This window comes from Pelatocladus sp., assembly GCF_059505505.1.
On the sequence record NZ_JCACKS010000218.1, the window covers coordinates 1 to 14,570 of the forward strand.

The window sequence follows — 14,570 nt, forward strand, 5'->3', positions numbered from 1 at the left end:
TTCAAGCTCGCGAATAACTTTCCTTTCTTTATTTTTGCAAAATTGGGATGCTCCCGGAAAATCAGACTTTTCTTGCCCGTCTTTCTGCCTTGGTCGTCCTCTTCTTCCACCGAGGTGATGAAATTCTGGATCAAGTCCAACACGCTATCTTTCTGCCACACTTGTTCCCAGAGATAGGCGGTGCTGAAACTCAATGCTGAAGGCGGGTTCCCTGCGCCACCACTACGCCCCTGATTGAACGGCAGAAAGCGGGTTTTACCGTTTTGCAGATGGGTGGTCATGTAGACCAAATCGGGGTCAACCGCAAAATGAGACAGGCAAACGCCAAAGGTAAACAGGGGTTCCCGCGCATCGCGGGTGGTGCGGTATTGCTTGATGGCGTGTTCTACCGATTGTCCCTTAAAGGGGTTTTTCAGTTCGGCGGTAAACAAGGGTACGCCATTGAGGAACAGCGCCAAGTCAAGACTTTTATCGGGGGTTCTTTCACTGTAACGAAGCTGGCGGATAATGCTGAAAAAATTTGCCTGATAGAGTTGCTGGGTTTCGGCGTTCAACCCTGTGACAGGGCGGAAATAGGCAAGCTGGAAGCGGCAGCCGTTGACTTTCAGCCCTTTGCGGAACACCTCCAGTGTGCCGCGTTTTTTGATCACCTCGGCAAGGCGTTTCAAAAGTTTGGGTTTTGCGTCTTCTCCATACTGGGTGACGAATTTCTGCCACTCCTGGGGTTGGGTTGCCTGGATAAAATTGAACACATCCTGGGGAATCAGGCACAGGGCGCGGTCATAGTCGCTGGGGTTGCGGGAGGTATAGCCGCTTTGTAGGAGGCTTTGTTCGATTGTGGTTTCAAAGTTTTTTTCGGAGGTGTCAACCATTTATGCTACCTCCTCCCGTATGTCGATTTTTCCGGTTACGGCGGCGGAAATCAGGGCGGTGCGGTATTCTTTTAGGTGGTCAATGCTGAGTTGGATTTTATCGGAGAGAAGGTCGATACGGATAATTGACCGCTCAACGAAATCGGCAATTGCTTTCTGCTCATTAATGCCCGGACATGGCAGTTTTACTTGCCGGAAATTGTTGTAGTTAAGGTCTTGCCCGTCTCGGATGAATGTTGCCGTTGCCTGAAGCCCCTGAATGTAGGCTCTTGACTTGAACAGGTAAGAGTAAAAGCCAATATGTGCTTTTTTCTCAGCAACCAGGGCGACGTATGATGATCGGATGCATCCGCGCGCTTTCACCCGCTCAATACCGCCTTCAAAACTCCGCATACTGATAACGAAGTTGCCAACCTCGACATGTTTTCGTTGATCAAGGTTTTTCACTGCATGTGTTACTTGGCGACCTTCCAAGCGTTCAAACTCAGCTAGCGGAATCACACCATATTTTTGAGTTGCCGAAAGATGCTCGTCGTCATCATGCGCCCGCTCTTTGCTTTCCAGGAAAAGCCGATTGCTTGGAACCATATCCCAATGCGCTGGAATCTCGCCCAACCACTCAATACCGGAATCTTTCATCGGTACATCAGGGTTAAGCCCTTTGGTGACAGCATGACTAATTAACGCCGTGCGTTTTTCCTGCAATAATTCAATAAACCGCTCTTTCTTGGCTATCAGCGCATCAATTTTGGCAGTTTCGCGATCGAGAAATAAGGCTATAGTTTTTTGTTCTATAAAAGTAGGTACAGCAACAGAAAGATTAATTATTTGTTCACCGTTTGCACGAGGCATTTTTGTACCGTAGGTAAATGAATTAACCAGGTCAATAAATCCATCAGCTAAAAACTGATAACAAAGAAATTTACCATCTATATTTTTTGCTGGTTCAAATGCTAATAGCTCAGTTGTGCAAACCCCACAAAAATCAGCCAAAATAACTTTGGCTAAGTAAGGGCGGAGTTTTCCAAAAAGAACGTTACCTTTTTCAAAAGTTGCAACTGTACTTTCTACACTTTCTACTGGAGCGTCTAAGAGAAGCCTTCCTGTTTTAGATTCAATATGTTCTAGCCCAATATAGGTTAAATCATCAGGTTTCTTAGTTACTTTCTTTGATGATATAGGGGCTATATATTTTATTCGTTTTAATTCCCAATTCTCAGGAACCTCCCCCAACCACTCAACCCCTGAATCTTTATACTTCGGATACCGCTTCCACGTCCGCACGGTTTGGGTAACATCCTGCATTTCCAAAGTAGCTTGGTTCATCCTGCCACCTCCCGCAACATCTCCAGAATCTCGGCTTCCACCTGTTTCATATCGGCTTCGATCGCTTCCAGCGTTCTTGGTGGCTGATACTGGTAAAAATAGCGGTTAAAGTTGATTTCATACCCTACCTTACCTATTCCCCCATCTTTCTCGTCGCGGATGCTAATGTTAATCCATGCATCGGACACATGGGGTTTGACTTCCCGCTCAAAATATGCTTGGATATCTTCCTGAAGCGGAACATTTTCAGTATCGCGTAACTCACTGTCTGGCTCAGGATCACCGTTTTTATCGCGGCAAATTTCCGCCGTTTCATCCCGCTCTGATAACGCGGTAAGGATGGCGGTATAGACAGGAGCCGCGATTTTTAGCTCCTTCGCTTTAATGGCTTTTTTCAGCACTTTCTCAAAATCGGCACGGTCTTTAAACACCGTATCCGGCAACGTTTGCAGCATCGTCAGGATCAGCTGTTGCTGGGCTTGCCCTGCCTGTTCCTCAATATCCTTGATGCTTTGGTCTTTCTTCTTGCTGACGGCAAGGTTAATAAAGGCTTTCTGTTCCTTCAGGCGTTCGATGCGTTCTGGGGATGCCTGAAAGTTTAGCCGTAACGGGCGCTCAATGGTGATTTTGCGATCGCCAAAATCGGTGCTATCAAAAATCCGGCTTACCTCGTTGGCTGTGAATGTCTGGAATAACTCGGTAATCTGGTCAATTTGTTCGGTGCTGATTTCGCGACGCTTATCACCCAGGCTTTTCCGCATCGCTATCCAGAAGCCAGAAGCGTTAATCAGTTGTACCTTCCCCTGACGCTCTGGTGCTTTATGGTTGGTGAGTACCCAAATATACGTAGCAATGCCCGTGTTATAAAAAAGCTGTTCCGGCAGAGCGATAATCGCTTCTAGCCAGTCATTTTCCAGAATCCACCGCCGAATCTCACTTTCGCCGCTCCCTGCATCACCCGTAAACAACGGCGAACCATTCATAACGATCGCCACACGGCTACCCCCTTTGGTTCCTTCATCCGGCAGAGCATGTGCTGTAAAAATAGCAACTGCCCATCACTGATACGCGGTGTACCCGCACTAAAACGACTACCCGTCTTGGCGGCTTCTGACTTGACGGCTATTTCGTCCCGCTTCCAGTCCTTGCCATAGGGCGGGTTAGCAAGCAGATAATCAAAGGTTTTATGGCTGTGTTTATCGTTAGAAAGGGTACTGCCAAACTGGATATTTTCTGCGTCCTTACCGTCGATGCTTTTCATGTAGAGGTCGGATTTGCAGACGGCAAAGGTTTCCGGGTTGACTTCCTGCCCAAACAGAAACACTGTAGCATTAGGGTTAAGGTCTAAAATCCGGTCTTTGGCAATGGTCAACATTCCGCCCGAACCACAGCAGGGATCGTACACGGTGCGGGTGATGTAATCCTGGCTGAGGGATGATTTATCCTGAGATAGCAGCAAACTCACCATCAGGTGAATTACTTCGCGAGGGGTGAAGTGTTCCCCCGGATTTTCGTCGAGGGCTTCGTTAAACTTGCGGATCAATTCTTCAAAAATATACCCCATTTCCAGGTTCGACACTTTATCGGGGTGCAGGTCGATCTTTTTGAATTTCTCCATCACCAGATACAACAGATTTGCTTCGTCAAGCTTGTTGATGGTGTTGGGGAAGTCGAATTTTTCCAGCACTTCGCGCATATTGGCGCTGAAGCTGTTGATGTAGAGTTTCAGGTTAGCCGCCAGATTTTTTGGGTCGTCCAGTAGCTTGCCAAAATCGTAGCGGGAACTGTTGTAAAACGCAAAACCCGCCTTTCGACACAGGACAGGATCGAGGTTATCGAGTTTATCCTTATACTGGGCGTGGGTTTCTAGCACCTGTTCCTTGGTGGGTTCCAGCACACAATCTAGGCGGCGCAGCACCGTGAAGGGTAAGATCACATCTTGGTATTTGCCCCGTTTAAACGTGTCACGGATCAAATCCGCCACACTCCAGATAAAGCTGACTTTTTCCCCAAAATTATTCATTCACGCAATTCCCTATTGTACATTGCCAGCACTGTTGTTTTTTGCTACCTTATCCCCCGTGTGATTACCTCTGGGAATTTTAGCATCTCTTATATTGCAGGGTATAATCCCTACTTGGCAATGGATTGCTTGACAATGTTAGGACTTACGCACCGAGTTTGTCCCTTGAGGCTGGTTGTAAGGCAATACTGCTCGGATAAGACAAATCGATTGACATTTAAACCCTGTAGAGACGTTGCAGTGCAACGTCTCTACATGCCCAAAATTATGACGAAAAATCCTATACCTTACAGTATTGGACATTCATCTGTTAACAGCGACACTAATTCTGTTAACGACGATATTTAATTAGTTATTCAACAAGATCAAATCGGGATGACTGGATTCGAACCAGCGGCCCCTTCGTCCCGAACGAAGTGCGCTACCAAGCTGCGCTACATCCCGGCACTATAATGCCAATATAGATAATAGACTATCACAAGCTTGCCTAAATGACAATTAAAGAAAAAAGGTAGGACATTCTTCACCCTACTCTACGAGAAGCCGCTTGCACGTCTACATCCTTCTCGGCAGAAGCTTGCTAACATTAACTTTGATAACTATATTTAAGTGGTAAAAGTGGATTGTGACTGTAAAACCAGACTGGTTGCGGGTGAAAGCGCCTCAGCGGGAGCGCGTCGGAAATGTTAAAGAGATTTTACGGGATTTAGCCCTGAATACGGTTTGTGAGGAAGCGTCCTGTCCGAATATTGGTGAGTGCTTTAATGCTGGAACGGCGACTTTTTTAATTATGGGGCCTGCTTGTACACGTGCTTGTCCTTACTGTGATATTGATTTTGAGAAAAAACCCAAACCTCTAGACCCCACAGAACCCGCACGACTAGCAGAAGCAGTGCGGCGGATGAAACTCAACCACGTGGTTATTACTTCTGTGAATCGAGATGACTTGCCGGATGGAGGCGCATCACACTTTGTCCGTTGTATTGAAGCAATTCGCGCGATTTCACCTCACACTACGATTGAAGTATTAATTCCTGATTTGTGCGGTAATTGGGAAGCACTAGAGTTAATTCTTCAAGGCAAACCGGAAGTCCTCAACCATAATACAGAAACAGTTCCGCGTTTATATCGCCGTGTCCGTCCCCAAGGTAATTACGATCGCACCCTAGAATTACTCAAGCGAGCTTCCTACAGAAGAGCTGAGTCGCAAAGCGACACGCTTGCGCGAACGCTAACGCGTCAAATTGCTCCTGCAATTTACACCAAATCCGGAATTATGGTCGGACTCGGTGAAACAGACGAAGAAATTCGCCAAGTCATGCAAGATTTACGCAGCGTTGATTGTGATATCTTGACAATCGGGCAATACCTCCAACCCAGTCAAAAACACTTGCAAGTAAATACATTTATTCATCCAGATCAATTTGCTGCTTGGCAAGCATTCGGTGAAGAAATAGGCTTTTTACAAGTAGTTTCATCACCCTTGACAAGAAGCTCTTATCATGCTGAACAAGTCAGAGAATTGATGGAAAGATATCCACGTGGGGAGTGTGGGAAGAAAAGGGAGAATAACCAATGACCAATGACAAATGACAAATGACCAATGACAAAATCAGTAGTAATTCTAGGTGCGGGTGCTTGGGGTAGTGCTTTGGCTGTTTTGGTTAAAGCCAATGACTACAAAGTACACGTTTGGTCGCGTCGTAGTTTGCAAACTTTGGAGAAACTCGTAAAGGATGTAGATATTATTGTTTCTGCTGTTTCCATGAAAGGTGTCAGAGATGTGATTTCTCAACTTCAGTCTTTACCCCTTTCTCCAAAGATAATTTTTGTCACAGCTACGAAAGGTTTAGACCTGCAAACTACTTGTACACCGTCGCAAATTTGGCAAGAAGCTTTCCCCAACAATCCTGTAGTTGTTCTTTCTGGACCAAATTTATCTCAGGAAATTCAACAGGAATTACCAGCTGCAACGGTAGTTGCTAGCAGTGTTATCGGTGCTGCTGAGGTTGTACAGTTGGTATTTTCTTCAAACCGTTTCCGAGTTTATACAAATGCTGATCCTTTGGGAGTAGAACTAGGAGGAACACTAAAAAACGTCATGGCGATCGCTGCTGGTGTATGTGACGGTTTGGAATTGGGAACTAATGCTAAAGCTGCTTTACTCACCCGTGGTTTAACAGAAATGGTTCGCATCGGTGTTCACTGGGGTGCAAAACAGGAAACATTTTATGGATTATCTGGTTTAGGTGACTTACTGGCAACTGGTAACAGTCCTTTGAGTCGTAATTACCAAGTTGGTTATCAACTAGCTTGTGGTAAAACTCTTACAGAAATTCTTACCCACTTACAAGGGACTGCTGAAGGGATTAATACCACCAAAGTTTTGCTGGTGCGATCGCACCAGCAAAATATTTCCATACCTATTACCGAACAAGTGTATCGCTTACTCCAAGCCGACGTGACTCCCCGACAGGCGCTTGAAGAACTTATGTTACGCGATATCAAGCCGGAATATCACGATTGATTTGTTGGTGGTTGGTAGTTGGTGATTGCTTGGAATCCCAACTACCAACCACCAAATATGAATTACCAAAATTCCCTGACGAAAAAATATCAAATCTTCAGGAAAGTATCTGCATAGCTATGTAGATATGACTATGCCTGTAAAAAAATAAGTTTTTCACTGATAGATGTTTATACCTCGTTATAAAAGTCACCGTCAAGCTCGACTACAGTTGAAATTGTAACTAGAAGATTGGTGATTTATAGTCTGGCTTTGCCTTTGGATAGCTATTGGTTCATAGGCAAAGCCAGCCGAACAGCTGAATTACGGAGATGTAAGAATAAAAACCAGTATGGTTTTTTGGAAAAAAACCCAAATATTACTCAAAACCGTGTTAGTTCTTCGTAAATCACGGGAACAATAGCAACAGTTGATTAGATTTAGCTGACCGCAATCTATTGTTACCTGGAGCCATTGAGACGATCCTTATGCCAGCAACATCCTTTTACGCAGATGCAACCTACGAAACCCAACAACCTCCTCAGATGTTTGATCCAGATCTAACTATTGATGAAACTGAATTAGAGGTAGACGACCTCGAAGAGTTGGAGATGGCTTCTCAAGATTCCGCCAGTTCTGCTGTTAGTCCTAACCGTCGCAGTACAGACTTAGTACGTCTGTATCTTCAAGAAATTGGTAGAGTGAGACTTTTAGGGCGGGATGAAGAGGTTGCAGAAGCTCAGAAAGTGCAGCGCTACTTGCGGATGCGGATAGTTTTGTCTAATGCTGCCAAGCAAGGAGATGAAATACTTGTACCTTATCTTCGGATAATCGAAGTTCAAGAGCGTTTAGCATCGGAATTAGGACATCGTCCTTCTATAGAAAGGTGGGCGCGCGCTGCTGGTGTAGATGTTTTTGATCTCAAACAAATTTTAGGACAGGGGAAACGGCGCTGGGCTGAAATTGCCAAGTTGAATGTAGAAGAATTAGAGAAAATCCAAAGTGATGGACTCCAATCTAAAGAACACATGATCAAGGCCAACCTCCGCCTAGTTGTATCTGTTGCTAAAAAGTATCAAAATCGTGGTCTGGAATTGTTAGATTTAGTCCAAGAAGGAACTTTGGGTTTAGAGCGAGCTGTTGAAAAATTTGACCCAACCAAAGGTTATCGTTTCAGCACCTACGCCTATTGGTGGATTCGTCAGGGGATCACACGGGCGATCGCTACTTCTAGTCGAACAATTCGCCTCCCAGTTCACATCACAGAAAAGCTGAACAAAATCAAAAAAGCTCAACGTAAAATTGCTCAAGAAAAAGGTCGTACCCCAACTCTAGAAGACTTAGCCCAAGAGTTAGAAATGACACCAGCCCAAGTCCGGGAAGTGTTGTTAAGAGTTCCGCGCTCCGTCTCTCTAGAAACGAAAGTCGGTAAAGATAAAGACACAGAATTGGGTGAATTACTAGAAACCGACAGCGTGACGCCAGAGGATATGTTAATGCGAGAATCTTTACAAAGAGACTTGCACAATCTCTTGGCAGATTTAACCACCCGCGAACGAGACGTAATTTTAATGCGTTTTGGGCTAGCAGACGGTCATCCTTACTCGCTAGCAGAAATTGGACGTGCTCTTGAGTTATCACGGGAACGAGTACGCCAAATTGAATCCAAAGCACTACAAAAGCTGCGTCAACCCAAGCGACGTAACCTTATTCGCGACTATATGGAGTCTCTTAGTTAGTTATTGGGGAACAGGGAACAGGGAACAGGGAACAGGAAAGATAGATTCCCCCTTGTCTCCAATCCCCGATCCCCGATCCCCATTCCCATAGACTCTTACTAAGTTATGGCAAATCATTTGCAGTAATAGAACCGCAGCTAAAAAGTTTATTTCGTCAAGATATTTTCAAGACGGGGATTATAACAGAGTGTGTTACCTATTAATTTCTCATTGTTAGCTACATCACATTTAGTAAATGTTCTCAATAAGACATCATTGTTGCAAATTGCCCTCAAGTTTTGCTATATTCTCAGCTGAAAGGGTTTGTTGAGAAAAACTAGTATGACGGTCTATACAGCTTCTTCACTCAAGGCAGAACTAAATGATCGAGGCTGGCGTTTAACACCCCAGCGAGAAACAATTCTACACATTTTTCAGGATCTTCCGCAAGGTGAACATCTTAGTGCCGAGGATTTGTATCACAGGCTAGAAACCGATGGCGAAGGAATCAGCCTGTCAACAATTTACCGGACGCTCAAGTTGATGGCACGAATGGGGATTTTACGGGAATTGGAGTTAGGGGAGGGTCATAAACATTATGAATTGAATCAACCCTATCCTCACCATCACCATCACCTTATATGTGTCAGATGCAACACAACTATAGAGTTCAAAAATGACTCTATTTTAAAAATAGGTGCGAAAACTGCTCAAAGAGAAGGTTATCAACTGCTTGATTGCCAGTTAACAATCCATGCTATTTGTCCTAAGTGTCAACGAGCATTAATGCCTCTGTAACACTTGAGTAGGTTATTGGGTAAGGTGCTGACATCACAAACGAGAAATTATTTGAACAGTTTTCGACTGACTGTGAGTGGGGATAGGCAGGCTGTAAGTATTAATACTGACAACTGAGCGGAGCTAGTAAGTTCCGCTTCTCACGTCACTGAGACTAATGCCATAAAATTCTTGAGCTTGTTTGATAGCTCGTTTTGTTTCATCCCCCATCACACCATTAAGAGGCCCCTTGTAGAAACCACGCTCTTGAAGTCGTCTTTGTATTTCCAAAACGTTAAATTCGCTCTTGGATTTAGAAGTAGGGTTTAGCACACTGTACAACTTGGCTCGAGTCGTTGGCCCTGCAATTCCGCTTGCTTTGAGGTAATTATCAGCCTGGAAGCGCCGTACAGCATCAGCCGTGTAAGGGCCATAGTAGCCATTTGGATCTCCCTGTAAATATCCAGCTTTAATTAGTTGTGCTTGTAGAACTCTGACAACTTCACCGCGATCGCCTTGGGTAAGATTATCTCTATTTTTGGCTATTTTGGGTGTTTCCTCTCCATAACCAACACCAACTGGCGGCAATTTCCGCGTTGTTGCTGATCCTACGACCCCATCAACTTTTAAGTTATAAGCTTTTTGGAACCGCTTCACAGATTCTTCGGTAATTGGGCCAAATATACCCGTAGACTTCCCGTAATAATAACCTGCTACTCGTAACCGCTCTTGCAAGATTTTGACTGCTTTTCCTTCGTCACCTTTCTGTAATAGATTGGGATTACGGCGCTTGTTGGTTGTAGTGAGATTCACAGTACTGACTTGTTGAGTTTGGTAACTCACAGTACTGATTTTGGGAGTCAGATAATTCAAACTCCGGAGTTTTGAGATTTCGCTACTATTTGTAGTAGCTTTTTTAGTAGCTTTTGGCCATTTTTGTAATGTTTGTAAGGTTGTTGGCCCCGCAACACCGTTAACTTGAATACCAGCAGCTTTTTGAAAACGCCGAACGGCAGCCTCTGTATCAAAGTCGTATACTTGTGTAATGGGCGCTTGATAAAGACCTATATTTGTTAACTTTTGTTGCAAGGAACGAACAGAAGGCCCTTGATCACCTCTTTCCAATGCCAAGGCACTGCCAACACTACTGAGAACAGACAAGGTGAGAACAAGGGGTAGCATATGCTTCCAAGCCTTGCCAGAAAGACGTTTCCAATCTGGTAGTGCTGCGTTCTCCAACCAAGAACTTAAGGAAATTAGCTCATCAGTTGGTGATTCCTCGTAGGCAAAAGCTACGTGCAAATACGCAAGATTGTCCATAGATTTCCCTACACTACTTTTTACTTCAAATTAATTTTTGTTCTATAACAGCTTCTGCTTGATGAATTAAGTTTCTCAAATTTTCGAGTATCTGTAAATTTGCATCCTGCCAAAAACCACGTTTGTGTGCTTCCAAAAGTCTCTCAGCCATATCACGCAAGGCATACGGGTTTTTACTCTGGATAAATTCACTGACAGTAGGATCGAATAGGTACGCCTGGGCAATTCCCTCATACATATGATCTTCTACGCATTGGGCTGTAGCATCATAGGCAAATAAATAATCTACAGTCGCTGCCATTTCAAATGCACCTTTATAACCGTGGCGCATGACTCCTGCGATCCATTTCGGATTAACTACACGAGAACGATATACTCTAGCAATCTCTTCTTTGAGAGTGCGGATTCGTGGTTTGGCAGCAATCGAATTATCTCCGAAATAGGTTTGGGGATTTGTCCCTTGCATAGAACGTACTGCTGTGGTTAAACCTCCTTGAAATTGGTAATAATCATCAGAATCAAGTATGTCGTGTTCACGATTGTCTTGATTATGTAAGACAATCTGCATTTGTGATAGACGTTGCTCAAAAGCTTCGGGTGCCGAAATGCCACCTAAACTCCCTAATCCTTCTTGAGATTGGGGTGAACTAGTATAGGCGTAGCAACTCCAATTAATGTACGCACGCGCTAAATCTTGATCATTTGTCCAATTTTGTGATTCTATTAAACCTTGCAATCCAGCACCATAAGCACCTGGTTTAGAACCAAAAACCCGGTAACGCGATCGCACCTGCGCTTCTTCTAAACTCAAGCCTGCTTGCATCCAACAATCTGTTTCTTGGCGAACTTGTGCTGCGAGGGGGTTTAATGATGGAGGTTCATCCAACATTGCGATTGCTGATACTGCTTGGTCGAATAAATCGATCAGATTGGGAAAAGCATCCCGGAAAAATCCAGAAATTCTTAATGTTACATCCACACGTGGACGCCCTAACACTGACAACGGCAAAATTTCAAAATCTACAACCCGCCTTGCTGCACCATCCCAAACAGGTTGTACACCCAACAAAGCCAAAGCTTCAGCAATATCATCACCGCCAGTCCGCATCGTCGCTGTTCCCCACAGAGATAAACCTAGTGTTTTAGGATACTCCCCATGCTCTTGGGTATAGCATTCTATTAAAGTCTCGGCTGCCTTCCTACCTATATCCCAGGCTATTTCTGTAGGTAAAGCCCGAATATCAAAAGTGTAAAAATTATTTCCTGTTGGCAAAACCTCCGGACGCCCCCGCGTAGGCGCACCAGCAGGGCCGCTAGGAACATATCTACCATCAAGTCCCCGTAACAAGTGAGTAATTTCTTGGTGAGTTTTTTGTAAAGCAGGAAAAAGACGGGAGTGTATCCAGGTGAGGGCGCTGAAGTGGGGAATGGGGGGAGTAGGGGGAGTGGGGGAAGAGATTAAGTTTTCTACGAGAGTAGCGGCGTAGGTTTCTAGAACTTCGACAGCATCGCCAACAGTGCGACAGGAATGCTGAAATTTTTCTTGGAGAATTTGATGGCTTTGAGGTGATAGTTGAGTAGCGAAATCTGCTGTCAACGGATCGAAATCTAAGCCTAAATCTTCAGCTATGGCGCGAGTAAAGCCATTGTGATGACGATTAGGATGACGAGCGATCGCTATAATTAAATCTCGTAGTTGTCTTCCAGTTGGACACTGCCCAAAAATGTGTAAACCATCGCGAATTTGGGCTTCTTTTAATTCACACAGATAACCATCGATTTTGCCAATTAGTAATTGTTCTTTGTTATTAACCAATTTCAAATCAAGGTGAAGATTTTCTTTGAGAATTAATTCTTGAATGCGATCGCAAACTAGGCTTAAACGTCCTGGATCTAAACTCTCCGCCTCATAATACTCATCAATTAAATTTTCCAGTTGCTGCAAACCACCATATAATTCTGCACGAGTCAAAGGCGGCGTCAAGTGATCCACAATCACCGCTTGGGCGCGACGTTTCGCCTGGGAACCTTCACCAGGATCATTGACAATAAACGGATATAAATGAGGAAGCGCCCCCAAAGCCACCTCTGGGTAACAACTATTGGATAAAGCCAGACTCTTACCCGGTAGCCATTCCAAATTTCCATGTTTACCCACATGCACCACAGCATCCGCGCCAAAACATTCTCTCACCCAGTAATAAAAAGCCAAATAAGCATGAGTTGGTTCCAAATCTGGCGCGTGATAATTCAAACTAGGGTCAAGATCATAGCCCCGCGCTGGCTGAATACCTATGAAAATATTACCAAGTTGAATACCGGGGATTGGGAATTGGGGAGTGTGGGGAGTGTGGGGAGAAAAATTACTTCCTTGTCCCGCTTGTCCCGCTTGTCCCTCTTGTCTCTCTTGTCCCCCTTGTCTCCCTTGTCCCCCTTGTCCCCTCACTCCCCATCTATCGCCGATACCCTGCTGCACTTTTTGTGGCAAGGTAGCAAAATACTCTTGATACTCCTGTTCGGAAACACTTTGCTGGACGGGACGCAACTCTCTACCTTCTGGATCATTCGTTACCCCAGCAGTCAGAAGTTGGATTAATTGATCACCAGTAGCAGGAATATTCTCTACATCGTATCCTGCCAACTGTAAAGCTTGCAGAATTTCCACACCACTAGCAGGTGTATCTAATCCTACACCATTGGCAATGCGACCATCACGGGCGGGGTAATTAGCCAAAATCAGAGCAATACGCCTTTGTTGGGGCAATTTAGAACGCAGACGCACCCATTTTGCTGCTAAGTCAGCGACAAAATCAATGCGATCGCTCACTGGTTCATATACCATCACATCAGTTTCTAGCTGAGGATGGCGAGTTTGCACTGTTTTAAAAGATACAGCCCGACTAATAATGCGGCCATCTACTTCTGGTAATGCTACATTCATGGCGACATCACGGGGGGAAAGTCCTTGATACTGCGATCGCCACTGTTCTACACCACCACCGCTTAAAATTACTTGTAATACAGGCACATCCAATTTTTGCCACAGTTCTAGTTGGGGTGCTTCTGTTTCCAACCGCGCCAAAGAAAAACTTGTAGTATTTAGTAGTACAGATATTGGCTGTGAATCTTTGGGTTGAAAAATTTCGCTTAACTCTTCTTGTACATCGAGTTCACGCAGCGAAGAAACAAAAACTGGTATAGGTTCTAAATTCCGTTTTGCCAAAGCTTCGCACAAAGCATCAATGACTTTAGTATTTCCAGCCAGATAATGGGCGCGGTAGAAGAGGATGCCGATTTTGGGGATTGGGGGTAAGGGAGTGTGGGGAGTGTGGGAAGACAAGGGAGAATAATTCAACAAGTCTCTTACCCATACCCGTACTCTGTGAGAAGCCGCTTGCGCGTCTACGCGAAGCGTCTCCTCTGGAGAATCCCCAATCCCCAATTCCCGATCCCCTTCATACAACCCAACACGTGGCACAATCTGGGGTGGTGGTGGGTTAAAGGAAGTGGAAAGGCAATGATCAGCAATATATTTTAGGGCGTTAGCAATATTTTCTATACCACCTTCATTGAAATAGCGCCAGATTTGATTGACATTCCCCAAAGGCAGGGTAGAGTGAGACATAAGATCAGGATCAAGAGCATCATCGCCTGGCATTACAATTAGGGTTATACCATTGCTTTGTGCTATTTCCTGGACTACTTCTAAGCCGTAAGCCCAATAGGAACGTCCCCCTAGTAAGCGCAGAATAATTACCTGGGCTGGTTGCAAAACTTGCTCGGCATAAGTGTCAATGCTAATTTGATGCTGCAAGTTCAATAGGTTAGCAACTCTAAATTCAGGAAATTTTGTAGGTAACTTGGGGATTGCAGCTGCCAAAGTTTGAATGTCGGTGTCAGCGGCCGTCAGCAATACAAGTGGGGCTGGGGTTTGTTCTAAGAAGCTTACACCTTCTGATTGGGGGTTCCAACCTCCGGGAGTGGCATTAATTCGATGCATATTCCTGTCTGAGGATCTTAAACTGTTT

The 14,570-nt window shown here is 44.7% G+C and carries 10 protein-coding genes and 1 tRNA gene; 4 read left to right on the top strand and 7 right to left on the bottom strand.

Translation table 11 applies throughout. The features are described from left to right. From AC5JMK_RS19520 to AC5JMK_RS19540, 5 genes are all read right to left on the bottom strand, one after another. The coding region (locus AC5JMK_RS19520; RefSeq protein WP_495910843.1) for a type I restriction endonuclease at positions 1–872 on the bottom strand (872 nt) is incomplete at its 3' end. Beyond that, positions 873–2,198, bottom strand: a complete 1,326-nt coding sequence (locus tag AC5JMK_RS19525) for a restriction endonuclease subunit S (RefSeq protein ID WP_495910844.1) — start codon at positions 2,196–2,198, stop codon at positions 873–875. It lies immediately after the preceding gene. Further along, entirely contained in the window at positions 2,195–3,193 is a 999-nt protein-coding gene (locus AC5JMK_RS19530) for an HsdM family class I SAM-dependent methyltransferase (RefSeq protein ID WP_495910845.1), read from the bottom strand. The genes AC5JMK_RS19525 and AC5JMK_RS19530 overlap by 4 nt, the downstream gene beginning before the upstream one ends. Further along, positions 3,178–4,221 carry a type I restriction-modification system subunit M gene (locus AC5JMK_RS19535; RefSeq protein ID WP_495910846.1) on the bottom strand — a complete coding sequence of 348 codons (1,044 nt, stop codon included), beginning with the start codon at positions 4,219–4,221 and terminating at the stop codon, positions 3,178–3,180. Before AC5JMK_RS19535 ends, AC5JMK_RS19530 begins: the two co-directional genes overlap by 16 nt. A 370-nt stretch (positions 4,222–4,591) precedes the next feature. After that, positions 4,592–4,665: transfer RNA gene (locus tag AC5JMK_RS19540), tRNA-Pro, on the bottom strand. A 181-nt stretch (positions 4,666–4,846) separates the two neighbouring features. Here AC5JMK_RS19540 and lipA point away from each other — a divergent pair. The 4 genes from lipA to AC5JMK_RS19560 all read left to right on the top strand — a co-directional run bounded on the left by lipA (position 4,847) and on the right by AC5JMK_RS19560 (position 9,243). Further along, the gene (gene lipA, locus AC5JMK_RS19545) at positions 4,847–5,800 is read left to right on the top strand and encodes a lipoyl synthase (RefSeq protein ID WP_495910847.1); all 954 of its coding nucleotides are present in this window, start codon (positions 4,847–4,849) and stop codon (positions 5,798–5,800) included. Between the two features lie 24 nt (positions 5,801–5,824). Next, a complete protein-coding gene (locus AC5JMK_RS19550) occupies positions 5,825–6,748 on the top strand; it encodes an NAD(P)H-dependent glycerol-3-phosphate dehydrogenase (RefSeq protein ID WP_495910848.1) in 924 nt (307 codons plus the stop codon). Between the two features lie 467 nt (positions 6,749–7,215). Then, entirely contained in the window at positions 7,216–8,466 is a 1,251-nt protein-coding gene (gene sigC, locus AC5JMK_RS19555; protein WP_495910849.1) for an RNA polymerase sigma factor SigC, read from the top strand. Between the two features lie 321 nt (positions 8,467–8,787). Next, on the top strand, positions 8,788–9,243 hold the full coding sequence (locus tag AC5JMK_RS19560) for a Fur family transcriptional regulator (RefSeq protein ID WP_096676862.1): 456 nt from the start codon (positions 8,788–8,790) through the stop codon (positions 9,241–9,243). 123 nt (positions 9,244–9,366) lie between these two features. On the opposite strand, the gene AC5JMK_RS19565 is transcribed toward AC5JMK_RS19560, so the two are convergent. Beyond that, on the bottom strand, positions 9,367–10,542 hold the full coding sequence (locus AC5JMK_RS19565) for a peptidoglycan-binding domain-containing protein (RefSeq protein ID WP_096676861.1): 1,176 nt from the start codon (positions 10,540–10,542) through the stop codon (positions 9,367–9,369). A gap of 25 nt (positions 10,543–10,567) precedes the next feature. Next, a complete protein-coding gene (gene cobN, locus AC5JMK_RS19570; protein WP_495910850.1) occupies positions 10,568–14,542 on the bottom strand; it encodes a cobaltochelatase subunit CobN in 3,975 nt (1,324 codons plus the stop codon). Positions 14,543–14,570 lie beyond the last annotated feature (28 nt).

Coding starts and splice junctions, on each gene's coding strand:
- AC5JMK_RS19525 (WP_495910844.1), bottom strand. CDS start 2,198: ATGAACCAAGCTACTTTGGAAATGCAGGATGTTACCCAAACCGTGCGG.
- AC5JMK_RS19535 (WP_495910846.1), bottom strand. CDS start 4,221: ATGAATAATTTTGGGGAAAAAGTCAGCTTTATCTGGAGTGTGGCGGAT.
- AC5JMK_RS19550 (WP_495910848.1), top strand. CDS start 5,825: ATGACAAAATCAGTAGTAATTCTAGGTGCGGGTGCTTGGGGTAGTGCT.
- sigC (WP_495910849.1), top strand. CDS start 7,216: ATGCCAGCAACATCCTTTTACGCAGATGCAACCTACGAAACCCAACAA.
- AC5JMK_RS19560 (WP_096676862.1), top strand. CDS start 8,788: ATGACGGTCTATACAGCTTCTTCACTCAAGGCAGAACTAAATGATCGA.
- AC5JMK_RS19565 (WP_096676861.1), bottom strand. CDS start 10,542: ATGGACAATCTTGCGTATTTGCACGTAGCTTTTGCCTACGAGGAATCA.
- cobN (WP_495910850.1), bottom strand. CDS start 14,542: ATGCATCGAATTAATGCCACTCCCGGAGGTTGGAACCCCCAATCAGAA.